General features: G+C 62.3%; 24 protein-coding genes. 16 read left to right on the top strand and 8 right to left on the bottom strand.

From position 1 onward, the window contains the following. Positions 1 to 2 precede the first annotated feature (2 nt). From ACFZAI_RS25250 to ACFZAI_RS25200, 11 genes are all read left to right on the top strand, one after another. Positions 3 to 2,882 (top strand): pyocin knob domain-containing protein, encoded by a 2,880-nt coding sequence (locus ACFZAI_RS25250; protein ID WP_391569505.1) that lies wholly within the window; start codon positions 3 to 5, stop codon positions 2,880 to 2,882. 2 nt (positions 2,883 to 2,884) lie between these two features. Beyond that, the gene (locus ACFZAI_RS25245) at positions 2,885 to 3,325 is read left to right on the top strand and encodes a hypothetical protein (RefSeq protein WP_391569504.1); all 441 of its coding nucleotides are present in this window, start codon (positions 2,885 to 2,887) and stop codon (positions 3,323 to 3,325) included. Positions 3,326 to 3,334: 9 nt separating this feature from the next. Further along, on the top strand, positions 3,335 to 4,063 hold the full coding sequence (locus ACFZAI_RS25240) for a phage minor tail protein L (RefSeq protein ID WP_391569503.1): 729 nt from the start codon (positions 3,335 to 3,337) through the stop codon (positions 4,061 to 4,063). 2 nt (positions 4,064 to 4,065) lie between these two features. Next, entirely contained in the window at positions 4,066 to 4,839 is a 774-nt protein-coding gene (locus tag ACFZAI_RS25235) for a C40 family peptidase (protein WP_391569502.1), read from the top strand. 3 nt (positions 4,840 to 4,842) lie between these two features. Beyond that, a complete protein-coding gene (locus ACFZAI_RS25230) occupies positions 4,843 to 5,454 on the top strand; it encodes a tail assembly protein (protein WP_391569501.1) in 612 nt (203 codons plus the stop codon). Then, complete coding sequence (locus tag ACFZAI_RS25225; RefSeq protein WP_391569500.1) at positions 5,451 to 9,194, top strand: DUF1983 domain-containing protein; 3,744 nt, start codon at positions 5,451 to 5,453, stop codon at positions 9,192 to 9,194. The genes ACFZAI_RS25230 and ACFZAI_RS25225 overlap by 4 nt, the downstream gene beginning before the upstream one ends. Positions 9,195 to 9,286: 92 nt before the next feature. Further along, positions 9,287 to 9,751, top strand: a complete 465-nt coding sequence (locus tag ACFZAI_RS25220) for a hypothetical protein (RefSeq protein WP_391569499.1) — start codon at positions 9,287 to 9,289, stop codon at positions 9,749 to 9,751. After that, complete coding sequence (locus ACFZAI_RS25215) at positions 9,748 to 10,242, top strand: hypothetical protein (RefSeq protein ID WP_391569498.1); 495 nt, start codon at positions 9,748 to 9,750, stop codon at positions 10,240 to 10,242. The genes ACFZAI_RS25220 and ACFZAI_RS25215 overlap by 4 nt, the downstream gene beginning before the upstream one ends. Next, positions 10,226 to 10,492 carry a hypothetical protein gene (locus ACFZAI_RS25210; RefSeq protein WP_391569497.1) on the top strand — a complete coding sequence of 89 codons (267 nt, stop codon included), beginning with the start codon at positions 10,226 to 10,228 and terminating at the stop codon, positions 10,490 to 10,492. Before ACFZAI_RS25215 ends, ACFZAI_RS25210 begins: the two co-directional genes overlap by 17 nt. A 219-nt stretch (positions 10,493 to 10,711) precedes the next feature. Beyond that, positions 10,712 to 11,203, top strand: a complete 492-nt coding sequence (locus ACFZAI_RS25205) for a carboxymuconolactone decarboxylase family protein (RefSeq protein WP_391569496.1) — start codon at positions 10,712 to 10,714, stop codon at positions 11,201 to 11,203. A gap of 113 nt (positions 11,204 to 11,316) precedes the next feature. Continuing rightward, a complete protein-coding gene (locus ACFZAI_RS25200; RefSeq protein WP_391569495.1) occupies positions 11,317 to 12,894 on the top strand; it encodes a diguanylate cyclase in 1,578 nt (525 codons plus the stop codon). Here ACFZAI_RS25200 and ACFZAI_RS25195 read toward each other — a convergent pair. The 4 genes from ACFZAI_RS25195 to ACFZAI_RS25180 form a co-directional block, all read right to left on the bottom strand. Next, complete coding sequence (locus ACFZAI_RS25195) at positions 12,881 to 14,590, bottom strand: hypothetical protein (protein WP_391569494.1); 1,710 nt, start codon at positions 14,588 to 14,590, stop codon at positions 12,881 to 12,883. The two genes, ACFZAI_RS25200 and ACFZAI_RS25195, sit on opposite strands and share 14 nt — an antisense overlap. Further along, entirely contained in the window at positions 14,587 to 15,684 is a 1,098-nt protein-coding gene (locus ACFZAI_RS25190; RefSeq protein ID WP_391569493.1) for a DUF4105 domain-containing protein, read from the bottom strand. The genes ACFZAI_RS25195 and ACFZAI_RS25190 overlap by 4 nt, the downstream gene beginning before the upstream one ends. 213 nt (positions 15,685 to 15,897) lie before the next feature. Further along, positions 15,898 to 16,311: a hypothetical protein gene (locus tag ACFZAI_RS25185; RefSeq protein ID WP_391569492.1), complete on the bottom strand. Its 414-nt coding sequence runs from the start codon at positions 16,309 to 16,311 to the stop codon at positions 15,898 to 15,900. A gap of 191 nt (positions 16,312 to 16,502) precedes the next feature. Further along, a complete protein-coding gene (locus ACFZAI_RS25180) occupies positions 16,503 to 17,216 on the bottom strand; it encodes a DUF3313 domain-containing protein (RefSeq protein WP_391569491.1) in 714 nt (237 codons plus the stop codon). 258 nt (positions 17,217 to 17,474) lie between these two features. Between ACFZAI_RS25180 and ACFZAI_RS25175 the strand changes: the two genes are divergently transcribed. Both ACFZAI_RS25175 and ACFZAI_RS25170 read left to right on the top strand, forming a co-directional pair. After that, positions 17,475 to 17,669: a hypothetical protein gene (locus ACFZAI_RS25175; RefSeq protein WP_054426635.1), complete on the top strand. Its 195-nt coding sequence runs from the start codon at positions 17,475 to 17,477 to the stop codon at positions 17,667 to 17,669. Between the two features lie 111 nt (positions 17,670 to 17,780). Then, positions 17,781 to 18,413, top strand: a complete 633-nt coding sequence (locus ACFZAI_RS25170; RefSeq protein ID WP_391569718.1) for an FMN-binding negative transcriptional regulator — start codon at positions 17,781 to 17,783, stop codon at positions 18,411 to 18,413. Here ACFZAI_RS25170 and ACFZAI_RS25165 read toward each other — a convergent pair. Next, positions 18,373 to 19,680: an MFS transporter gene (locus ACFZAI_RS25165; protein ID WP_391569490.1), complete on the bottom strand. Its 1,308-nt coding sequence runs from the start codon at positions 19,678 to 19,680 to the stop codon at positions 18,373 to 18,375. The genes ACFZAI_RS25170 and ACFZAI_RS25165 overlap by 41 nt on opposite strands. Positions 19,681 to 19,765: 85 nt before the next feature. Here ACFZAI_RS25165 and ACFZAI_RS25160 point away from each other — a divergent pair, with 85 nt between their 5' ends. From ACFZAI_RS25160 to ACFZAI_RS25150, 3 genes are all read left to right on the top strand, one after another. After that, the gene (locus ACFZAI_RS25160) at positions 19,766 to 20,515 is read left to right on the top strand and encodes an ArsR/SmtB family transcription factor (RefSeq protein ID WP_391569489.1); all 750 of its coding nucleotides are present in this window, start codon (positions 19,766 to 19,768) and stop codon (positions 20,513 to 20,515) included. Between the two features lie 131 nt (positions 20,516 to 20,646). Next, positions 20,647 to 21,264: an N-acetyltransferase gene (locus ACFZAI_RS25155; RefSeq protein WP_391569488.1), complete on the top strand. Its 618-nt coding sequence runs from the start codon at positions 20,647 to 20,649 to the stop codon at positions 21,262 to 21,264. A gap of 232 nt (positions 21,265 to 21,496) precedes the next feature. Further along, on the top strand, positions 21,497 to 21,769 hold the full coding sequence (locus ACFZAI_RS25150) for a hypothetical protein (RefSeq protein WP_082387210.1): 273 nt from the start codon (positions 21,497 to 21,499) through the stop codon (positions 21,767 to 21,769). A gap of 66 nt (positions 21,770 to 21,835) precedes the next feature. On the opposite strand, the gene ACFZAI_RS25145 is transcribed toward ACFZAI_RS25150, so the two are convergent. From ACFZAI_RS25145 to ACFZAI_RS25135, 3 genes are all read right to left on the bottom strand, one after another. Next, on the bottom strand, positions 21,836 to 22,600 hold the full coding sequence (locus tag ACFZAI_RS25145; protein WP_391569486.1) for a DUF1828 domain-containing protein: 765 nt from the start codon (positions 22,598 to 22,600) through the stop codon (positions 21,836 to 21,838). Beyond that, the gene (locus tag ACFZAI_RS25140) at positions 22,597 to 23,133 is read right to left on the bottom strand and encodes a hypothetical protein (protein ID WP_391569485.1); all 537 of its coding nucleotides are present in this window, start codon (positions 23,131 to 23,133) and stop codon (positions 22,597 to 22,599) included. Before ACFZAI_RS25140 ends, ACFZAI_RS25145 begins: the two co-directional genes overlap by 4 nt. 162 nt (positions 23,134 to 23,295) lie before the next feature. Continuing rightward, positions 23,296 to 24,150 (bottom strand): neutral zinc metallopeptidase, encoded by an 855-nt coding sequence (locus ACFZAI_RS25135; protein ID WP_391569484.1) that lies wholly within the window; start codon positions 24,148 to 24,150, stop codon positions 23,296 to 23,298. Positions 24,151 to 24,222 lie beyond the last annotated feature (72 nt).

Raw genomic sequence — 24,222 nt, 5'->3', positions numbered from 1 at the left:
ACATGGCGAACATTGAAAATATCAACGTAGGCTTAGCTGCCAACGACAAGAAGGGTGATCCTCTGCGCGATGCGATGCAGAAGGCCAATCGGAATTTCTCGGCGCTGAACACCGCAATTCAGGGCGTGCTGGACGGGAAGGGCCAAGCCAGTGGCTATGCGTCTCTCGGCACGGACGGCCGGTTGCTGGCGGCGCAAGCGCCCATCGTGTATGCGCCGACGCTGCCCACGACCACGCACGACCTGAATACTTACGTCACGCCCGGAACGTTCTATCAAGCCGCCGTTGCCGGCGCGACCGCGCCCACTGGCGTCAACTACCCGGTTGCGCAAGTCGGATTCTTGGAGGTTGTGGCTACGGGTACGCCGGTCCTTCAGGTATACACCACGCGCGCTGCCGGGCTGACGTCGCAACGGTTTTGGCGCGTGCGAGTCTCGTCCGCGTCATGGTCGACTTGGAAGGAGTTGGCCGACACTACCGGCGTGCTGACGTATCAGGGCGGTATAGCCGCTTCCCAGGACCTGAACAACTACACGCAGCGCGGCTTGTGGACTGTGGGTTCGTCTGCGAACGCAGCGAGCGGAACGAACTTTCCGATAGGGCAGTCCGGTTCCCTGATCGTCTATTCCGTTGGTGTACCTGGCGGCACCGCGGCTACAGGGTGCACGCAGGTCTACCACGCTGCGAACTCTGGCCAGATGTTCACGCGCTCGTTTGTGTCGAGTAACTGGACGCCTTGGGTGCGAAGTCTGGACGCAAGCCAGTTAGGTGTGGCGGGCGGCGTCGGAACCTTGGATGGCGTAGGCCGCCAGCCGGTGACGCAGTTTCCGTTGTCATTGGCCGTAGCCACGGGTACCGACGCCAACACGCTGACCAGCCCGGGCGTCTACTACACGAACTCGGACGCTCAGGCTACGGCGGCGCTAAATTGGCCGGAGCAGTTGGCCGGCACGTTGCTGGTAGAAGCGGCGGCGGCTGGCAACTCCCAGGTTACGCAGACGTACACCACGCGCAACGGTACGGGTGGCGTGCTGCGCACTTACAAGCGCGTGCGATTTGGCACAACCGGCGTCTGGGGGGGATGGCAGCAACAGGCGCGTTTTGACGACGCCATGACGCACGTCTACTTGGGTGCTGCGGGGGTAGACTGCAACGCGCTCATCGCAGACAACACTTACTACACCATCGACCAGGCCGGGGCTGTCACGTCCGGGTCCAACTGGCCCCCAACCAGCAGCATCATTGGTGGCGGAGTGGAGGTGCGGCGGCAAGCCGCAACCCGTGTTTTTCAAACCGTGACGCTGCTAGTAGGCAGCAACATGAAGCCGCGCATTTTCTTCCGGTACGGTGATCCGGTCGGAAACAGCTGGCAAAACTGGACGATGATCAGCAGCCTAAGCAATGTTGGCTGGCTTCCTACTGCCAATTGCGGCGACGTTTACGTGGATGGCGTGGGCTGGCACCGTTGGAACGGCACTACTTACGAGATGTCGGCTTTGGCGCCCTGGTTGCCCACGGCCGCACACGACCTGAACAACTACACGACCCCGGGCGAATACTGTCAATCCTCGACTGCCGGTGCCGCGGCGGGAGCGAACTACCCTGTTTCCATCGGCGGGTTCCTAAAGGTCTCGCAAGGTGCGGGCATCAACGGCACTGTCCAGGAATACACTGTCCGCTCGGCTGGCGGCCTGGCGGCGTCGAGCGGCCCTCGCAGGTTCTGGCGTGTACGTGACGGCAGCAGCTGGTCCCCGTGGCAGGAGGTGTTGTCTGCCGGCCTGGGGATGACCCACACATTCCTAACCGCAGCGACGGACGCTAACACGCTGACTGCGGACAATACGTTCTACACCTGGACAGCATCGGCGGTCGCCAGCGGCGCGAACTTTCCGGGATACTCGGCCGCCGGCTACATGCAAGTTTTCTGGCAGGCGGCGACGGTTGTGTCGCAAGAGCTGACGTTGTTGGTGACCGGGGGCAAGCCGCTGAAATTTGCGCGATTTGGCAACACGTCCACGGGGGTCTGGCAGCCGTGGAAGGTCACCTCTGCTTTCAACAGCGCAGGCTGGATGCCCACAAGCGACATGGGCGACATTTACGTAGACGGCTTGGGCTGGCATGCCTGGAACGGCACTGCCTATAAGCCTACGTTCGCGGGCAAAGACCATGGGCAATGCCGATTTGCGTACGTGAGCACCACGCAGTGCGCTTTGTTCCCAATTGATGGGAACGGCCTAATCATCAATGGTCGGCAGTACCGCGTGCCAGCTGCTGGCATCACAATTGCCAACACCGCTTTCAGCGCCCAAACATTGATGTATGTATACGCGTACGACAACGGCTCGGGGGCTATCGCGCTTGAGGCTTCCACAACTATCCATGTACGCCACACCGACGGGGTGCGCATAAAGAGCGGAGACGCCAGCCGAACGCTTGTCGGTATGGCACAGACTGAAAACAACAATAACTTTCTGTGGAACGCGACAAATAGGTATGTGGCTACGTGGTTTAACCGCAGACAGTCAGCAGTGCAGGAATTTTTCTCCGCAGGTACTGCCTCATTTAATTCGGCCATCATGCTTAACAATGGTTGCGGTTGCTTGGCCTGGGCAGGTGACGCACTCGTGGTTTCCGCCATGGGGCAGACCTACGCCAATATGTCAGCCGGTTCTTATGTGTCCGCGCGCGTCAATAGTCTTCATGCGGCAGGTAATTATGGATACTCATGCACAGGGCCCGGGGCGCAAATAGCTATAGCCATGAACTCCCCTTGGGGCGTGACGGCCGACGGTGTGCACCGTCTGACGTGTTGGGCGTTCACCAATGTAAGCGGGGCGAGCGTCTATTTTGGCGCTGATACAACTATTGTGTACGAGGGGTAAGCATGGAAAACAAGAAGATCGGACCTCGGTTTCCAGATGAATTGAAGGCTGCCGGGCTTACCGGAGAGCCGTTTTCCTGGTCCCCTGATGGCGATGTCTTCTGGGGCGATGAGGCCACCCAGGAGTTGAAAGATGCCGTTATGGCGGTAATTGCGGCGCACGATTCAGAAGCCCCCGCGCTGCCGCCGGTCCCGCAGGTCGTCAGCCGCTTCCAAGGCCGCGAAGCCATGTGGCAAACACGCCACGGCGACACCACGCTGTTCGAAGCTGCCGAGGCCGTCCTCGCAGACCCTGCCACGCTGGCCATGTACCGTCGCGCCTGGGATGACCTGCAGGAGTTCCGGCGCGACAGCGAAATGCTAGCCGCAGTCGCCGGCATGCTGGGCCTTTCGTCAGCGCAGATTGACGCGCTGTTCGTCCTGGCCGCAAGCATCCAGGCTTAAGGAGACGTCATGGGAATTTATGCAGACGTCCAAAAGTTGGAGGTCGGCGCGCTGGTCGACCTTTATGAGCTGGACGCCACCGGTATCGGCGGCACGCTTCAACGCTTCCACGGCTACACGCAAGTCGGTCCGATCTGGTGGCAGGGCAATCAGTACGAGCCTTGGGCTATCAAGGCCGAAGGGTTTGAGCAGGTAGGAGAAGGGCAGCAGCCCACACCTACGTTGTCTGTCGGCAACATTGGGCAGGATGCTGATGGCAACCCCATCTCCGGCGTGATGTCGGCGCTTTGTATCGCACTAGATGACCTGGTGGGCGCACGGATTGTCGTGCGCCGGACGCTGGGCAAATATCTGGATGCGCGCAACTTTGCGGATGGCAATCCAACGGCGTCGCCCGACGAAGAACTGCCGCCTGAAATCTGGATCATTCAGCAGAAGACTGCCGAGGCCGCCGAGGTGGTCGAGTTCGAACTGTCGAGCGCGCTGGATTTCAATGGCCAGATGCTGCCATCCCGGCAGATCATCGCAGGCGTTTGCGGCTGGTTAACTAAGGGCGGCTATCGCGGTACCTACTGCGGCTACACCGGGCCCCGCATGTTCGATGTCAACGGGAACGCGGTCTCCGATCCGGCATTGGATCGCTGTTCGGGCCTCCTCTCAGATTGCAAAAAACGCTTCGGCGAGTACGAAGTGGTCAACTTCGGTGGCTTTCCGTCAGCGGATCGGCTCAGGGGATAACGATGCGTAAAAAGACGATGGCAGCCATCCGTGCGCACGCGGTGGCTGAGTATCCGCGCGAGTGTTGCGGTCTGGTGGTGATGCAGGGTCGGCGCGAAACCTATGCGCCGTGCCGCAATCTTGCATCTGGGACGGATCATTTTGTGATGTCGCCTGAAGACTATGCGCAAGCTGAGGACTCGGGGCGCATCAGTGCAGTTGTGCACTCGCACCCCGACGCACCCGCCACCCCCAGCGAGGCGGACCGCGTTGCATGCGAGGCGACTGGCCTGCCCTGGTTCATCGTGGCGGTGGCGCAGGTGGAAGGCGGCCATGTTGTCAGCGGAGACCTGGCCGGCTTCGCGCCGGAAGGCTACTCCGCGCCTCTGCTGGGGCGTCCCTTTGCTCACGGCGTTCTCGATTGCTACAGCCTGATCCGCGATTGGTATGCGCGGGAGCGCGGCATCCTGCTACGGGACTTCCGCCGCGATGATGGCTGGTGGGAGCCGGGCAAGGAAGGCGATCTCTATATGGATCACTACGCTGAAGCAGGCTTTCGTCCGCTCGCCAATGATGAACAATTAACGGCGGGCGACGTGGTGCTGATGCAGATCCGCTCAGACCGGGCGAACCATGCTGGTGTGTATATCGGCTCGGCTGCGCTTCAGGAAGACCGCAACCTGCACCCTGTACCTGATGCCATGCTGCATCACCTGTATGGACGTGACTCCGAGCGGGTTGTGTACGGCGGCTATTGGCGCGAGGCTACCCGCCTTGTGCTTCGCTACAAAGGATAAAAGATGAGCGAAAAATTGCGGGAAGTCAGGCTTTATGGCTGGCTGGGAACTCAGTTCGGACGAGCTCATCGCCTTGCCGTGAGCAGCACCGCGGAGGCAATACGAGCGCTTTGCGTGTTGTTGCCAGGCTTTGAGAAGGCGCTGGCTGAGAGCGAGACGCGCGGCGTGAAATATGCGTGCTTTCTTGGACGCCGGAATATTGGTTCCGAAGAACTGCGGCTGCCGTGTGGTGATGATGCGATTCGAATTGCTCCGATCCCGGCGGGTGCAAAGAATGGTGGCCTGTTTCAAGCGGTGCTGGGAGCCGTGTTGATTGTTGCTTCTATCTACTTTCCGCCGCTTGCGGGGATGGCGCTCTACGCAGAAGTCGGGTCCGTCGCGTCAACCGTCATGTCCGTGGGAATCGCCATGGTGATGGGCGGCGTCGTGCAGATGCTATCGCCTCAGCAACGCGGGTTAAGCGCAAAGGACGGTCCAGATAACGGGGCGTCGTACAACTTCAATGGCGCCGTCAACACCAGCGCACAGGGCAATCCCGTGCCAGTTTTGTATGGCCGAATGATTGTGGGCAGCTCCGTAATCTCAGCAGGCATCTACGCCGAGGATCAGGTATGACGATGCAACATAATCAGACTGATGGGGCGCCTTTAGGCGCCCTAGTGGTTTCTGGGGCCAAAATGCCGAATAAGCCTTTGGTTGTCGGGTATGGTGGCGGGAAAGGCGGTGGCGCAGGCCGTAGCCCTAAAGAATCACCTGACAGTCTTCATAGCACGGCGTATGCGCGCGTCGTCGATCTGGTGTCAGAGGGCGAGGTGTACGGCCCGGCGCACGGGTTGAATGGTGCACTGCGTGATGTGTATTTGGACGGCACGCCGATTGCCAACGAGGACGGTTCCCTGAATTTTCAGGATGTCGCAATCGATTTTCGGGCGGGCACGCAGACTCAAGATCCGTTGCCGGGTTTTCCAGCTTCAGAAGTTACGGCTGCGGTAAACGTTGAACTGACGGCTGCTGTTCCCTGGGTCAAGTCGTTCACCAATGTTCAATTGTCCGCTGTGCGGATCACGCTCGCAGTCAATGGCCTCTCATTGGCCAACACCAGCAACGGTGATATCACTGGCTATCGGGTGGAGTATCGGATAGAACTCAGCACTGACGGTGGTGCATATCGCGAGGTGTTGCTTAGCGCGTTTGACGGAAAGACTTCGCAGCGCTATTCGCGATCGCATCGCATCGATTTGCCTTTGGCGCGATCCGGGTGGTCTATCCGAGTCGTTCGGATCACCGCCAATGCGACGAGCAACACCATCGGCGACAAGACTTTCGTGGATGCATATACCGAAGTGGTTGACGCGAAGTTGCGCTATCCCATGTCGGCCGTCGTTGGCATCAAGCTTGATGCGTCACAGTTCCAGAGTATCCCCACGCGAGCCTATGACTGGAAGGGGCGCATTGTTCGCGTGCCGTCCAATTACAACGTGGATGACCGTTCTTACAGCGGAACTTGGGATGGCACCTTCAAGCTGGCTTGGACGGATAACCCCGCATGGATTTTCTTCGACCTGGTCAGTAACGACCGATACGGCTTGGGCGAGCGTATTCCGGCTGGCTGGCTGGACAAGTGGGGCCTGTATCAAATAGGCCGATATTGCGATGAGTTGGTCCCGGATGGGTTTGGTGGTCAGGAGCCTCGTTTCACCTGCAACGTGTATCTGCAGTCGGCGGCCGACGCGTATCGCGTTCTGCAGGACTTGGCGTCGGCGTTCCGGGGCATGGCGTACTGGGCGAGCGGCGCCGTTTTCGCGGTGGCCGATATGCCTGGTGACCCGGTCTATACCTTTACGTCCTCAAACGTTATTGGTGGCCGCTTCAGCTACGTCGGTAGTCCGTTGAACACGCGCTATACCGTCGCGTTGGTGTCATGGAATGATCTGTCCGACATGGGCCGGCAGAAGGTTGAGTATGTCGAGGACCGGCAATCTCTGGGCCGCTATGGCCTGAAGCAAATTGAGATAAGCGCGTTCGGTTGCACGTCGCGCGGTCAGGCGAACCGCGTTGGGAAGTGGGTGTTGCTGACTTCGAAAATGGAGACGCGCTCGGTGTCCTTCTCGGTAGGCCTGGACGCCTGCCGCGTTCGTCCTGGCAGCATCATTCGTGTTGCGGATCAGCATCTGGCCGGGCGCCGGATCGGCGGCAGAATTCGTGAGGCCACAGCTACGGTCGTCACGGTCGATGCGAAGCTTGGCGTGCGGGTGGGGGACCGTCTTACGGTCAATCTCCCCAGCGGAATTTCGGAAACGCGGATCATCAGCTCTGCGGTCGGGCAGGGGCTGACGGCGGACTTGACGCGCTTCACGGTGGACTCGACCGAGTTGACCGCAGACCTCGTGGGCTTGCCTGACACCGTACTCGTATTGACCGTAACGGTGCCGTACTCCGAAGTTCCCCACGCCGAGTGCATTTGGACGTTGGAGTCGGAGGAGCTGTCCGCGCAGCGCTTCCGCGTCTTGAGCGTCAAGCGTATTGACGGAATGAAAGCGGAGATTTCTGCGATTCAGCACGAGCCGGGGAAATTCGATAATGTGGACTTCGGAACTCGTCTTGATCCAGCGCCGATCACCGTCGTTCCGCCAAGCGTCCAGCCGCCTCCGGCCAATGTAACGATCACTTCGTACTCGGTCATCGATCAGGGCTATGCAAGTCATACGGCGGTGTTTAGTTGGAAGCCTGCGGCTAATGCGGTCGCTTACCAAGTGCAATGGCGTCGAGACAGTTCAGAGTGGATCAACTTGCCGCGCACGGGGTCCACAAGTGTCGAGATCCCCAACATTTACGCCGGGGCCTTTCTTTGTCGTGTGCGCGCGCTCAATGCACTGGATGTCGCCTCGATATGGGCGTCGTCGATGCAGACGCAGCTTGATGGAATTTTGGCGCCACCTGCTGCAGTCACGGACTTGACAGCGACTTCGCTCGTTTTTGCTATTCGCTTGAAGTGGACGCTGCCAACGTCGCCCTCGATCATCGATCGGACGGAAATCTGGTACAGCCAGTTGCCCACCTTTTCAACTGCTCAGCGGATGGGTGACTATGCATTTCCGCAGGACACCGCGACCTTGATGGGTTTGTCCGCGGGCGCACGCTTGTACTTCTGGGCGGTATTGCGGGATCGCAATGGCATTGCCGGGGCACGCTATCCAGCAGGAAATGGCGTGCTTGGCCAGGCCAGTTCAGATGCGTCCGAGATCCTGGAATACCTGAACGGCAAGATCACGTCGTCTCAGCTAGGGCAGGAACTGCTGACGCCCATTCAACAGATTCCGGGCTTGAAAACCCAGGTTGTTGAAATCGACGGCCGGGTCGTGGAGTTGGGTGGCGCAATCAGCACCGAGCGCGAAGAACGCATCGAAGAAGGCAAGGCCATTTCTAGCGAGGTCAGTACCGTTGGTGCTACGGCGAGTAGGGCGTCCACCAAGGCTGATGAGGCACTTGATAAGGCAAATGCTGCGGACGAGAAGGCCGAGAGCATTAGCGCCGTGGTGCAGGAGACCAAGGATGCCGTTGCAGATATAGACGGCAATTTGTCTGCGATGTGGACGATCAAGGCGCAGACAACCAGTCAGGGTAGACACTACCTTGCAGGCATTGCTGTTGGGGTCGATAACTCCAGTGGCATATCCGAGTCGCAGGTGCTGGTGGCAGCTGACCGCTTTGCCGTCATTCACCCCAATGGGACCGTGATCACTACGCCCTTTGTCATTCAGGGCGGACAGGTCTTCATGAATCAGGCATTGATTGGTGACGCCTGGATCAGGAATGCCATGATCGAAAACCTGAATGCCAGCAAAGTCACGGCAGGCACGATGAGTGCGGACAGAATCGACGCGGATTCCTTTTTCGCGAAGGTCGCCAATATTGATAGAGCCTATATCAAAGCCGCCAATATTGAGTCAGCACAGATCGGCACGCTGCAGCTCAGGAATGGGGCGGTGACGGCGGGCAATGCAGTGGCGATTAGCTTGCAGTTTGGTGCAGGCAGCGGTACCAACAGCGTGTCAATTCCATTTACGCTGGCCGATTCCGGCCATGCTCTCATCAACTATGACTACGCGGCGCGATCCAGCTCGGGTACTGCTCTGGTAGGTGGAAATGTCCGCTTGTTGCTGGATGGCACTGAGATCAGCCGCACCCCAATCATTAGTTACACCAGCGATGAACGCGAGAACATGAAATCAGGGAGCGCAATTAGAACTGGCTTGGGAGCGGGAGCTCATACGCTCACGCTCGAATTTCCTCGTCCTAACGGCGGGATCATTATCGTCAGCGGAAACCTCTCCCTTCTCTCGTTCGTTCGCTAGCAAACTCTCCATCCATCAAGCCCGCCTCCCCGCGGGCTTTTTTCACCCCACAGGAGGCCATCCTGCACACCCTACTCAGGAGCACCCCTTCTATGGAACCCGGCTCTACTAGCCTAGGCGGTCTTGCCGCCTTAAAGGTCGCGATGGCGTACGGGATTCCCGCCGCCATCGCGGCCATGCTTGGCTTATTGATCATGCCGCCACGCACCGTGCGGGAATTCACGGTACGCACGGTGTCTACCGTGGCCTGTTCCTTCCTTTTCGGCCCGGCGCTGGCGGCGTCCGTCATTGCCTGGAAGCCGGCCTTGATGGAGGCCATGACCTGGCTTGCGCATCATGGCGCGGGCACCGACGATGCGTTGCTGGCCAAGTTCTACGTGCTGGGTCCCAGCATGTTGTTGGCCGGCCTACCGGCGTGGTGGGTGTTGGGCGCGTACATGCGTTGGATGGCCAGCATGCGAAAAATGGGTTTGCTGGAGTGGCTGGCCGAGGCGCGCGCCAAGGTGTTGGGGACGCCCAGTGACAGAGGAAACAGCCATGAGAGGAAACCACCATGACCCTTAACCCCCTCATCCACACCGCCATCTCCCCCGCGCTCGCGTTGCTGCCGCCCTCCATGACCACCTCCGCGGCTCGCATCCTCTTGCTTGCCATCGGGCTTCAAGAAAGCCGATTCCTGCACCGCCGCCAGATCAATGGCCCGGCGCGCGGGTTCTGGCAGTTTGAGAAAAATGGCGGTGTGCTCGGCGTGCTGACGCACCCGTCCAGCCGCGACGCCGCGCACCACCTGTGCGCCGCCCGCAACGTTGCCCCGCTATCCGCATCCGTCTACCCAGCATTGGAAACGGACGATGTGCTGGCCGCAGGCTTCGCGCGGCTGCTCTTATGGACCGACCCTTGGCGGTTGCCGGCGCCCGGTGATGCCGACGGCGCGTGGGCGCTGTACTTGCGTACCTGGCGCCCGGGCAAGCCGCATCCACATACGTGGCCGGCGCTGTATGCGCAAGCCCGCCTGGCAGAGGAAAACTTTCATGCGCACATGGCTTGAACGAATCAACAAGATGGTGTGGGCCGCTTTCGGGGCCGTCGCGTTATTGGTACTGGCTTACTTGCGTGGCCGCGGCGCGGGCCGAGAGGCCGAACGCGAGCAGCGCGATGCGCGCATCAACCAGCAGGCGGATCATGCCCGGCAGGAGGCACGAGATGTGCAAGATCAAACGGCTCGCATGGATGACGCTGCCATTGCTGCTGAGCTTAAGCGCGACTGGGTGCGTGGCGCCGGCCCGGGTGGGCGTTGAATACTGCGAGCATGCGCGCCCGATTTATTTTGACGACGCGCAGCAGGTTGACGACACGCCAGCGGCGGTACGCCGGCAGATTCGTGAGGGCAATACCGTCTGGCGCAGGCTTTGCGGCGCGCCGTCATGACCTAGTCGATATGGCGGTTTATGGCTCTATCGCGCCAGGCCAGGAAGGCGCACGATAGCGGTTCTGATCTTCTCTATCCAGGACCCATCATGAGCGCTCCCCGCCTCGATTACGCCCACGCTTCGCCCGACGGTTACAAGGCCTTTGGCGGGGTATATGTTTACCTACAGCGCTGCGGATTGCCCAAGACGCTGATTGATCTTGTGTTTCTTCGGGTGTCCCAGATCAACGGCTGCGCCTATTGCATCGACATGCATTCGCGCGACCTCGTCAAGCAGGGCGTTGCCGTCGACAAGCTGGTGCTGGTGCCCGTGTGGCACGAGGCCGGCGCGGTGTTCAGCCGCCGCGAACGCACGGCGCTGGCTTGGGCGGAAAGCGTGACGCGCGTGTCCGAGACCGGCGTGCCGGACGAGGACTATGCGGCGGCCGCCGCCGAGTTCACCGACAAGGAGCTGGCGGATCTGACCTATGCGATTGGCCTGATGAACGCGTTTAACCGGCTGGGCGTGTCGTTCAGGGCAACGCCGGCGGCGGCCGCGGCGGCGGAACTCGCCGCGGATAGCGCCGAGCCGCAGGAATAGCCGGGTCGATATTCTCCGGCGCAGCTGTTGTTTTTTTGATTCTTGAGGCGCGTAACAATGGTTCATCCGATAAGCAGATGCTAGAACGTATCTGATAAAAAATCGGAGGCCGCTTGCGTAAACCCAGAATCACCTTGCTGTATCTCGTTGTCGGCTTGTCCGTGTTCAGCGCGGCCGTGGCGTTTGCCAATGCGCTGTTCGCGGCGTACACGGTGCAGAAGGAACAACTGGTCGCCACGACGCTGGAGGGCAATCGCGCCTACGCGGTGAAGCTGGCTGAAGTGGTGGACCTGTACGTGGGCGCCATCCAGCAGCAGTTGAAAGCCAGCGCGCGGCGGGTGTCGAAGCTGATGGACGCGCCGGCGGCGCTGGACGAAGAAGTCTTGCGCGTGGCCGAGCAATCCGATGGTGTGATTGCGGCCGCGGTGGTGGATGCAAAGGGCCATATGCTGGCTTTCTCGTCGCTGCTGCCGGGCGCGGAAACGCAGGGCAGGACCACATCGGGCGTGGATCTGCGGGGCGCGGAGCAAGCCAGCAATGTGACGCCGCCGTATCTGTCGTCGCAAGGGCTGTGGACGGTGGCATTGACGGAGCCCGTGCGGGATGCGCAGGGCAGGTATCTGGGCTTTGTGGGCGCGGCGCTTTACTTGCAGCACAACACCGAATTGGACCGCCTGTTGCAAGAGCATTTCTACCGCGATGGGTCGTACGTGTATGTGGTCGGTGCCGATGGCAATATTCTGTACCACCGCGACCATAGCCGGATCGGCACGGCGGGCGACTCCAATCGCGTCATACAGGCCTTGTTGCGCCGGGAGTCCGGCTCGATGACGGTCACCAATAGCCAGGGCGTTCCCATGCTGGCCGGCTATGCGCACATGACGCTTGGGGGCTGGGGCGTAGTGGTGCAACGGCCCGTGGCCGAGACGCTGGCGCCCTTGCATGGCTTGATGTGGCGCATCTTTGAATACTCGGTGCCCGCAGCGTTTGTGATGCTGTTGATGGTGTCGGCGATGGGCTTCTGGATTGCCAGGCCGTTGTCCATTTTGGCGCGCGCGATGAAGTCGGGTGACGCCAATCAGGCCGGGCGATTGATCCAAACGGTGAAGGCCAATTACTTTGAAGCCGAACAGCTGCGTGATGCCGTCGGCTATTCCCTGGCGCAGCACGAAAGCCAGATTGGCAAGTTGAATGCCGAGACGATGACGGACCCGATGACCGGCTTGTTGAATCGCCGGGGCATGGCCAATGCGTTGGCCAGGCTGACGTCCGCGCGGCTGCCGTTTGCGGTGCTGGCGCTGGATCTGGATCACTTCAAACGCGTCAACGACACCTTTGGGCATGCGGCGGGAGACGTCGTATTGACCACGCTGGCGGACATCATGCGTTCGTGCGTGCGCGCCGACGACGCCTGCTGCCGGGTGGGCGGCGAAGAGTTTCTGGTGCTGATGCCGGGGGCGTTGCCGGACGCGGCCCGCGCCATCGCCGAGCGCATTCGCCACGCCACGGAAGCGCACCTGATGCCGGGCGGCGTTGGCCATGTCACGGTATCGATTGGCGCGGCGCGCTGGCCTGACGATGATGCGGATGCTGGCGCCGTGCTGAAGTGCGCCGATCAGGCGCTGTACCAGGCGAAGACGACGGGCCGCAATCAAGTGGTGACGTGGGGGGCGGGCGCTAATTCAAATTAAGGATGGATGCCGATTTTGCGGATTGTGATGAGGCTTTTGATGCAGGCGAATTTTCCGTTTCGCCATTCGCGTCCTGACACAGCGCGCTGATGCGCAATTGCGCGATTCTGCCGTCCACGGTGCCAATCAGCAGCGTGTCGTCGTCGGCGTCCATGGCGAAGATGATTGTGGGCAGGCCGTCCACGTGCACCTTGGCGTTTCGCCGTAGCGCGCCCGATTGTGCGTCGATGGCTTGCAAGCTGCCGTCCAGAAAGGCCGCCACGATCAGGCCGGCGTGGGGCAGGGCGACGATGGCGCTGGCGGATGCCGGAGTGCTGCGTCGCCACACCTCGCGGTCCCGGTCCAGGGGTTTGCGGTAGATGAAGCCGACGTAGGGCGTGGTGACGTTCGGGCAATAGTGCTTGCCGCTGATGACGACGCCGGCCCCCAGTGCATCGTCGACATAGGCGCCGCACAGCTCCATGGCGTGGCTGGCGGGTTTCCGGTCTGCTTTCAGCAGCGGCCAAAGCCGGCGCACGGCGCCGTCCGGTTCCACGATGCACAGCACCTTGTTTTCGTGGGAGCTGGCCGGCGTGCCTTGCAGCATGAACAAGTACGGCGCGCCGCGAATATTGAGGTAGTGATTGAAGCAGTCGTAGTGGCCAAGGTCCACACGCTGCTCGAGGCCGGTGTTCAAGTCCAGAAGCACGTCGCGCGCACGCGTTCCCGCAAGGTGAAACCGATTCTGGCGGCCCAGCACGCGGCCGTTCGGCGTGGACGAGAACGTGAGTTCGCCTTCGTACGCGTGGGTCTGTTGCAGGCCGTCTTCGGTCAAGGCGTACAGCCGGGAGTCTTGCCGGCCAACGTTGGGCGGGCGTTGTGTGGTTTCAACGACGTGGACGCGCACGCCCGCGGACTTCAAGATTTCGGCCCCGTGGCCATGGCCGGCGTAGGCCGCGATGCACTCGCCATTGCGCCGGTAGATTTCAAGCAGGCAGCCGCGATGCGCGACGGCGATCAGGCCGCCGTCCAACGCGGCGATGTCGGTGATGGCGTCCCGGCTGGTCCAATCCTGAACGCCAAACCAAGCTTTCAAGCGCGATACGGGCGAGGGCATGTCCGGTGCGGGCGGCGCTTTGGGGGCGATGGCGGCGGGGTCCAGCTCCAGGTCGCGCGCGGGCGATGCGGCGTCAGGGACGGGAGTCTGCACGAGGTACAGGGTGTCGAAGGCATCGTCGGCGTTGTCGGCGTCGCCGGCATCGTCATCGGCAGCGCCCCATTCTTCGTCCCAGGGCCGCATCCAGGCTTCGATCTGATCGCCCGCTGCGTTGTAGCGGCAGCGCACCACTTCTGGCACGTGCTTGAACGGACGCGTGGCGCGTGCGTTGCGCCAGTCCCAGACGATAAGGTCGCCTTCGAATAGATAGCCGCCGTCGTAGCTGCCGCCGCCAATAAGGATCTTGGTGCCGTCGGGATTGAACGCGACGTCGTTGACGGGATAATGCAGGTCATCGAAGGCGGCGAAGGGAACGAGGGCGTCTTGCCGGTACAGCGCGACGCGATACCGTAAGGCGTGGCCGCCATAAGCCGCGCGGGCACGCGGGTTGATGAGCAATGAAAACGCCGACGCCACGGCCACCACGTCGTTGGCCGCGTTGAAGAACACGCCGCTGATCTTGCCGCTGCCGCGCAGCGTGGGGTCCATCAACGTCGTCATGGGCTGGGCGGAGTCTGGTTCACGCGCGCGCGCAAGGGTTCGATGCCCGGCACACCTTGCCGGATGGCTTGTGAGAACGGCGTGTGCGACGGCGTGGGCAACGCCGTTGCCGCAGGGGCAAGTGACGGCGGCGATGACGTTGGCATTGACGATGGCGGTAGCGATTGGGTCGCGCGGGCGCGGTCTGTGTATCGGCCCAGCCGCCGGTATTGCGCGGCGCTGTCAGCGCCTTGCAGCACCTGCAATTGATACAGATATTCAGGCAGATAGCCAGAGACCAGTTGCCGGTAATCCAGCGGCAGGCCTGGCACGATACGGCGCGCCATCTGGAACACGATGGTGGTGCAATTGGCGGTAAGCGTGTGATAGAAGCGCGGCGTGTCGCGCAACTGGTTTGCCGTGTTCACGTAGGCCAGAAACAGCGATCGCGCGTTGTCTGGCGGCATGTGGATGCGGTACAGATAGCCGTCTTCACCGCGCACGTTGGTGCGCACGCGCAGGCTGTCTTCTTCGCTGGATGCGATGACGCTGAGTTCGTACTGTTTGAAGAAGCCGCCGATCTCGGAAAAGCGGTCGCCTTGCTTACGCCGGATCTCCACGGAAAACACGACATAGCGATCGTGCCCAAAGCCAAATGAGACCAGTGCATGCGCGATGGCGGGGCGGCCCCAATACGACAGCGCCACGTCCACGGATTCGAGTTCGTGCAGCGCGTAGTGGCGCGTTTCCCAATGCGGGGTGAAGTCGGTGCGCGTGCGCCAGTTGAAGTTGCGCACGTTGTGCAGGGTGACGTTATCGCCGTCGATGTCGCCGTAGGTTTGCTGCGCGACTTCGGGAATCCAGTCGCGGTGGTTTGACGGGCGAATGCTGCGCCACCAGATCAGCATCAGCAGCAGCGCGGCGGCAAAACCAATGCCCGCAGGCTGCCAGGCGGGCCAGATCAATGCGGCGATAGCGGCAAGCGCCAGTGCTGTCCAGGCGATTGCGAGCGCGCCGCGCACGCTTGCGGGCAACGGTGCGCGTATCCATAGCGCCAGCGCGCCCCAACCGGCGGCGAGCACGATGGTGATGCCAAGCAGGATGGAAGCGGTCATGGGGGTGTTGATCGGTCCAGGCCGCCAGAGTATGGCCGGGCTTGATTTGTACCGTCAATCTTTGAACCGGCGATTTTTGAACCGGCGATCTTTGAATGGGTGATCACGCCGTGGGCGTGTCAGCGCGGGTTCCGCGGGATGGGAAGGGGGAAAGCGGCCAGCGCTGCAAGGACGGCGCCGCCGTGATGGCGGCGCGCGTCCTGGCTGGCACGTTCATGAGCGCACGCGGCTCGCGGCCGGAGGCTCTTTCTTGGCGCGCGGTTTGGGCGCGGCTTTTTTCACTTCGGGCGGAGCGTCAAACTCCTGTTTATTGCGCTCACCACGTGGGGTGTTTTCCGGATGAGGCTTGGGAAAAGCCCAGGGCTTCGTTTTCTGATCCATTGCATGTACTCCTTGCACAGGCGGAACAGTAGCATTAGCCGTGGCTGTGAGTAAGTGAGGGTTGACGTCAATATTCATCACATCGTGATTTTTAAGAAAAAACTTGGCGTTTTTGACCATGGCGGCGGCAACTATGTTCCCTGCTCGCGGCGGGTCGCTGCCAACAAGATAAAAAATAGGCGGTTTCGACGGAGGCGGGCCTTCGTTGATTGCGCCCTGATTGCCGGCCTTACGCGAGGCGCCCATACGCTGGCTGAATCTGCCGGGCCTGTCGGCGGCGGTTGGCCGTCAGCGGCAGCAGGCCTGCGCCCCGCGTGTCCCGATCGGGCTGCCGGATTTTACGCAGGTTGCGCAGCGACGCGATGAAATGGGCTAAGGATGGCTCTGCCGCTTCTGGAAGCCGGCGGGGTGGGGCGGACGCTGTCCACGGCCGGCGCTCAGGGACTGGCTTTCGTTGCCGGGGCGTTCAGCCAGATGCGGTTGAATTGCTCGGTGACCTGACGCGCCCAATCGTCAATGGCGGCGCGCACGTCGTCCGGCGTGGGCGTCTTGTCCGGGGGCAGATTGCCGCCGGTGACGGCGCCGAGTGAGGCGACCAGCAGTTCGTTGGTGTTGGCGTCGCGCACCGACGCCTCGATCAGCAGCCGCGCGGAATCATCGCGGAGGCCGGCAGCCTTGGCGCCCTGTCCGAGCACAAAGCCGATCGGGATGTACTCCATCGCGCGCGGATCGCGGTCGTTCTTGAAGGTGGCGGTGATGGCGGCCCGCACGCGCATCGTGCGTGGCGCGGGCGCCGCCACCAATTGATAGCCTGCTTTCGAAAGTTCGCGCCGCACCGCTTCATTCATGTACGCCAGGACCTGCTCGCGCAAGACGGCGTTGTTCTTCATGTCCAGCTGGTCGGGCCGGTCGCCGGGGATGTACGTGATCGGCTCCAGCAAGATTTTTTTGTCGTACTGGCTGCTGATGGGCGGGGCGGGGCGCACCCAGATGCGGCCGCCGCTCCAGACGGGGTCCGGTTGCAGCTGCGCCTGCGATTCTCCGAGTTCCGTGGAATAGTTTTCAGCGCGGGGCAGGTTGGTGCAGCCGGCCAGCGCGATGGCGGCGCAGAGCGTGACGAACCCAGCGGCCTGATTCAAGCGTGCGTTCATGATGGTTCCCCTTCAGGAAGTGGCGGTATCCACGCCAGCGCATCGCCAATTATCTTCCGCTCGCCCCGCGCGGGGGCAGCTTTTTTCAGGGGAGGTATCCAAGGCGAGTTTCCCGCAGATCTTCCTTGCGATCTGCCCCGCCAGTCCTCTGGGTAAACCCTGTCAGGAAATGGAGATCATCCTTTATTCCTGTGGCGCCGCGCGGTTGCGGCATGCATGCCGGCGCTACGATGGGGCGGTGCACATAGGGAGGAAACTATGGACACCGCCAAGGAATGGTATGCCGCTGTCAAGGAATGGCAGCGCGCCCGCGACGAGCTCACCGCAGCCATCGCCGCAATCAAGTGGCCGAGCCCCACGCCGGGGTGCCTGGAAAGCTACGACCGCGCTTATGCGCTTGAAACCGAGGCGCGAGACCGCATGAACCAAGCCTACGAGCGCGTCCGACGATAGCGCGCTAGACAGCCCGCCCGGCTGGCTCCATGAAACAGCAGTTCGATGGCCCTGTGCATGGGGCCACGAAGGCGTTATGTTGTGATTTTTCCAGACCACTTCAGCCCCGCCATGTATCTGCCGTCCGCTTTCCGTGAAGACGACCTAGCCGTCCAGCATGACTTCATTCGCGCCCATCCGCTCGGCGTCATCATGACCAGCGGGGACGGCGGGCTGATGGCCAACCACATTCCCTGTTTGCTCTATCCCGAAGGCCCGCACGGCGTGTTGAGGCTGCATGTGGCGCGCGCGAATCCGCAGCTGGCGCATTTGGCGGCGGGGCAGGAATGCCTGATCGCTTTTCATGGCGCGCAGGCCTACATCACGCCCTCGTGGTACGCCACTAAGGCCGAGACGCACAAGGTCGTTCCCACGTGGAATTTTGTGGCCGTGCATGTGTGGGGCACGCCCGTCATTCAGGATGACCCGGCCTGGCTGCGCGCGCAGCTGGACGCGTTGACCCACAGCCAGGAAAAGGCGCGCACGCAACCGTGGAGCGTCGACCAGGCGCCGGCGGATTTCATTGCGGCGCAGATGCGGGCGATTGTGGGCGTCGAGATTCCGATTTCGCGTATCGAAGGCAAGTGGAAAGTCAGCCAGAACCGCACGCTGGCCGACCGCCAGGGCGTGGCGCAAGGGCTGGCCAGCGAAGGCGGTAACGCGATCATGGCCGGTCTTGTTGCGCGCCGGGGCGGGCTGGGCTGAGGGCGTGCGCGGCGTCATGGGACACGTTGCCGCGCGCTGCCGCCGCACCGCGCCCGGCCAGGAAGCAGACAATGGCCGCGGCCTGCACCAGCGCTGTTGCCGCCAGGAAGCCGAGCATCGATTGCCCGGTTGCGTCGAGCACGGCGCGCAGCAGGCCGAACAGGGCGGGCGCAAAGGCGTAGGCGCCTTGCGATAGCGCCACAATCAGCGGCACCACGCGCGCCGCATCTTCGCGGGCGAATTCGGTTTGTGCGATCAGCGGCGGCAACGAGGTGGCATTGCCGATGCCCGAGCCAAACAGCACGACGCCCACCCACACCGCCCAGGCATGGTCGGCGGCCAGCATCAGCGTGAGCGATCCGCAGATCTGGATGGCATATGCCACGCAGGCCACCTTGCGCCGGTCCGCGCCCGCTGGCATCAACGCGCCGACCAGCGTGCGGCCCGCAATGGCGGCCGCGGTGGCCAGCCCCATCGCCACGCCCGCCGTCTGCGCACCCAGCAAGGGTGCAAGCAGCGACAGCAGGTGCGCGATCAGCCCGATCTGGGCGAACAGCCCCAACGCCATGCCGCCCGCCAACGTCAGGAAAGCACGGTCGCGCCACAGGTTGCTGACGCGGGCAAGCGGGGCGGCGGATGACGCGGCGGACGTGGCGGCGGTGTCACCGTCGGGCAATTGGCCAAGCTGCTGCGGCGTGACGGCGAACACCCTGCGCGCCAGCAACGCAATCACGAGCACCATCGCAACGCCTACCCACAAGGCGGCCTGCGCAAAGCCGGCCTGGGCAATCAGGAATACCCACAACGGTGAAAACACGATGCCGCCGACGCTGGCGCCGTTATAGGCCATGCCCAGCGCGGCGGGGCGGCGGCGCACGAACCACGGCGCAATCAGCGCGTTGACGGCGGCGGCGCCCAGCGCCACCCACCCCATGCCGCTGAGCACCGACGCGGCATACAGTTGCCACGGGGCCTGGGCTTGCGACCAGCCGGCCACGCCCAGCGCCAGCAGCACTGCGCCACCCAACGTGGCTTGCGGCACGCCCACGCGGCGATACAGGCGCGGCAGGTTGGCCACCACGATCGTGCCGCTTAGAAAATGCAGGGTGACGGCGCCGGACACCAGCGCCACGCTCCAGCTGGTGCGCTGCACCACCGCGTGCAGGAAGACCGGCGGGCCGTAAAAGCCCACGCCCCAACCGAAGATGGCCAGGACGAACGTGGCGGACAGGACTTTCCAGCCGAAGAAGGGTTGAGCAGTAGGCATGGTTTTCAGACGCGTCGGATGTTTTCTTGAGATGAGTCGCAGTATGCTTATGCCTTGCACACAACACTTTGGTCTGTAGCGAATCATGGAATCCGAGTTCGCCGACATCAATCTTTCGGCCGTGGCGGGCGCCATTGCCGACCCGGCCCGCGCGCGCATGCTGTGCCTGCTGCTGGACGGCCGCGCGCGCACCGCGACGGAATTGGCGTCGGCGGCGGACATTGGCGCGTCCACCGCCAGCAGCCATTTCCAGCGCTTGCGCGAGCAAGGCTTGGTCGAGATGGCGGTGCAAGGCAAGCATCGCTACTTCCGCCTGGCCAATGGTGAAGTGGCGCACGCGCTGGAAGCGCTGCTTGTTGTGGCCGGCGCCGAACGCGTGCCGTTCAAACCCAATACGCCCTCTGCGTTGCGCGAAGCCCGCACCTGCTACGACCACATGGCCGGCACGTTGGCTGTGCGCATTCACGACGCGATGATCGCGCGTCAATGGCTCACGCCTGATGGGCGCGATTACGTGCTGACGCCGCTGGGCGAAGCGTCGCTTGCGCAGGCAGGCGTTGACGTCGCGCAAGCCCGGCAACGCCGCCGGCGCTTCGCTTGCGCGTGCCTGGACTGGAGCGAGCGCCGTTCGCACCTGGGCGGGGCGCTGGGCGCGGCCTTGCTTGACGCGGTGGTGCAACGCGGCTGGATCACCAAGGATCTGGATTCGCGCGCGCTGTCGGTCACGCGCAAGGGCGCGCGGCAGTTTCCGGCGTTCTTCGGCCAACCCGACGGGCAATCCCTGGCCCAACATGCCAATGGCTGGACGCAGGCAGATACGCATGCCGCGGCCTAGCCCACACCCATAACCCATCCATTCCCAGCCGCGAATGCGGCTATTTTTTTATCAACGCTGTACAGGAGGTGGCCTTGCCTACGTTGGCACTGCACGCATTGCATTCGCTCTCGCGTTTCATGAGCGGAGTAATGGAACTACGCATCGACGTCAATCATGCTCCCCAAGAAGTGGAGAACGAACTCGATGCCATACACGCGCGGATGAACCGCCCTTTGGATCGCTTGCACGCCCTGCCGGAGGTCAAGACCGACATCCCTGGCATCGTGCTTCGCTATCGCGAAGCGGACGGCGAGTACTACGTGTATGTGGTGGATGTGCAGCGCGACCGGGTGGCGGGCTACACCGTGTTCAACCGGCTGATCGAAGTGGGCAAGCGCGCCGACCCCTACGTGCGTGCGCCGCACTCGAAATACGCCGCGCCGTATCAGGGCATGGGGCTGGCGACGGCGGTGTACCGGTGGGGGCTGGACGCAGGGCTGTGCATCATCAGCGGCGCGCGCCAGTCCACCGGCGCGCATCGCTTGTGGATGGGGCTGGCGCGGCATTACGAGCTGGGCTACGTGGATCTGCGCCGCAAGCAGCTGCGCTATCTGGGGCGTGAGGTGGCGCCTCGTGTTCAGGAGGATCTGCACACGCGGATCATCCTGTTGGGTCGGGGGTGGACGCTGGATGACTACATGCGGGCGACAGCCATGCTTGCGGCTGAAGATGCGATTTCGCAACAGGACTTAGGGAAATCCCCGTAGGCCGGGCTGAGACCTGGCGCTGATACGGGCGCGGCGAACCTTGCGTTGCGCCGCAGCCCGCATCAGGCTTATCGATCCGGCAGATTGCCTTTTCCGCGTCTCAACATTTGAGAAATGGGGACGTAATTCTTGCGGTGCAACAATGTTTCTATTTTCTGCCCAGGTTACAAAACATATCTGAACTGTCATGAAAGCCCGGAGTATGCTCGACCGCAGAAAGAGGGCATTCGAAGTGCATCCAAACAACTTGATCTACAAGGGATACCGGCTGACGGCCAAGGTGTCCCGGGGCGCGGACGCAGAGGTTCAAGCGTTGCCCAGCGGCCCCGTATTCATCGCCTCGATAATGGTGGTTCAGGCAGGCGCCGTGCTGGAAGGCGGCGACGAGTACCCGGTTCCCCGTTTTGCCGAAGGCGGTTTCGTCTACAGTCCGCGAGAAGCCGTGCACGCGGCCATATCGCATGGCCGCGAGATCGTGGACGGCCTGACGAACATGCCGTCTTAGTGTTGCCGTCTTAGTGTCGCCGCCTCGGCGTTGCCGTCTTAGTGTGGCCGTCTTGGCGGCGTCGTCCTAGTCGGAAAACACTTCCCGCCAGTCGCGCGTCTTGGCCAGCGTCTGCACCGTGGCGGACTGCTCAAGAATGGTCACGGCCTTCTTGAATTCTTCGGCTGTTGCGCCGTCTTCCAGGATGACCATGCGTGAGTGGCGCGCATTCGCCATCTTCACGTCCGACATCTTGCCGTGGGTTTGGTAAACCTGCGTCCAATCCATTTTCTTGCCGGCCTTCAGCGCAATCGGCTCAATGTAGGTCAGCGCCGTGCTGCCCGCCGCACGAACGGCGAACGCGAAGTCGGCCGTGTGGCCGCTGCTGGCCTTGGCGCGCGCGCCCTTGACCATGCGGTTCACGCCCACGCCTTCCGCAAGCGCGCGTCCCACCTGAGCACGAAAGCGCAGTTGGCTGAAGCGCGGCATCCACTTGGCGCATTGGAACGACAAGGCCATCGCCAGCTTCACGGCGTCCCAAAGCGCCTCTTGCAGCTGCTCGTTGGGGCCCGAGGCAACGATGGCGCCGTCGCGGTCGAAGTGCGCCAGGGTGACACCGGGCGTTTCGTTCAGCATGTCAATGCGCTTGGCGCCCACGTCGATGCCGTAGCTGGACGCGTGCATCGTGGTCTCACAGGCGTCGGTCAGGTAGAAGGTGGCGTCGTCCGGGTGCGCGATGAAGAAGGCCGCGTGCTGGCCGTCCAGCCCCAACGTCATGGGGGCGACGGCGCGAATGGCGTGTTCACCGGCCGGCAGGACAGTCCAGCCGGAGGCTTCCAGAAAAGTGCTCATAGGATCAATTCGATTTGGCGGCCTTTGAGGGGATGCGCAAATCCGCCGGCAAGCGTCAGGTTCGCTCGCGGCAGGAAGTACTGCATCAGCGCGCCGATAGTGTGCAGGGCAGGCACGATGGGTTCGGCGTAGCCTTCGCCTTCGTCCACCCAGATATGTTCATGGCTGCGGTCGGCCAGCGGCTTGCGGTACTGCGGCCGCCCTTCGCCCACCAGGCTGGTGTGAAAGGAGTCGTCCGTGTCCACGCCGAACACGCGGTGCGGGCCCACGAAAAGGCTGGCGCAGAATGCTTCCGTCAGGAAGATCGTGGCCTGGCCGTGCACCACGGTGCGCGCGCCGCGGTAGGTCACGCGAAAGATCACGTCGTCGCGCACTTCACCCTTGACCTTGCAGGTGCTGGCGAACTCCATCCACTGGATGTTGTTGGCGGCGGGCTTGGGCACCCAGGCGATCGGCTTTACGGTTTCCTTGGGTTCGGCAAGGATCTCTTGCACCTCATCAACGGTGATTAGCGGTTCGAACTTGTTGGCCATAAAACAGATCTAGGGTCTTGGAATTGCGCTTTAAGGTGCGCGGCGCCGCTCGCGTCGGCGCAGGGAACTCATGCGCGGAAACAGTGCGAGGGGGCGTAATCTTACAAGATGAAGACGATGTCGTTCTTTTGGCTGGATGGATATCCAGCTAAAGGGCCGCGCCTACAACGTGCTGGCTGAGAACGTATCGCATTGCTTGATGTTGCCGCTGTCCAGGCCGCGCTTGAACCAGCGCACGCGCTGAGCCGACGAGCCATGGGTGAACGAGTCCGGCACGGCATAGCCTTGCGCCTGCTTTTGCAGACGGTCGTCGCCAATGGCGGTGGCTGCCGCCAATGCTTCTTCCACGTCACCGCCTTCCAGGATGTTGCGCGCCGCATTCGCGCGCTGCGCCCACAGGCCGGCAAAACAGTCGGCCTGCAATTCGACCCGCACCGACAACGCATTGGCCTGAGCCGGATTGCGGCGGCGCAATTGGTCGACCTGGTCCGAGATGCCCAGCAAGTGCTGCACGTGGTGGCCTACTTCATGCGCAATCACATAGGCCTGGGCGAAGTCGCCCGGCGCCTTGAAGCGGTTCTGCAATTCATCAAAGAACGCCAGGTCGATATACACCTTGCTATCGCCGGGGCAGTAGAACGGGCCCATCGCGGTCTGGCCGGTGCCGCAGGCCGTGGGCGTGGCGCCGCGGAACAGCACGAGCTTGGGCGCGACGTATTGCCGGTTCAGATCTTTCTGAAAAATGGCGCTCCAGGTGTCTTCGGTTTCGCCCAGCACTTTGGCCACGAAGCGCGCTTGCGGATCGTTCACGGGCGGGCGCGTGGCGGGCGCTTGCTGCTGCGTTTCGGGCGGGCCTTCGGCCATCTGCAAGACCACGCTGGGGTCCACGCCAAAGTACATGGCCACCAAGGCAAGTACTATCGTACCGATGCCGATGGTTCCCCGGCCGCCGATTCGGGGACCGCTGGCACGTCGGTCTTCCACATTGTCGCTTTCGCGCGAGTCATCGAGGCGCATACTGTTTCTCCGGGCGGGTCGGCGTTCCCGCCATTTTGCATCGCCGCGCCATGCTGGGCGGCATTCAAGAGT

Origin of the sequence: Achromobacter sp. NPDC008082, from assembly GCF_042957345.1 — a bacterium.
GTDB classification, from domain to species: domain Bacteria; phylum Pseudomonadota; class Gammaproteobacteria; order Burkholderiales; family Burkholderiaceae_B; genus Achromobacter; species Achromobacter kerstersii_A.
This window is presented reverse-complemented; position numbering and strand designations above follow the sequence as displayed.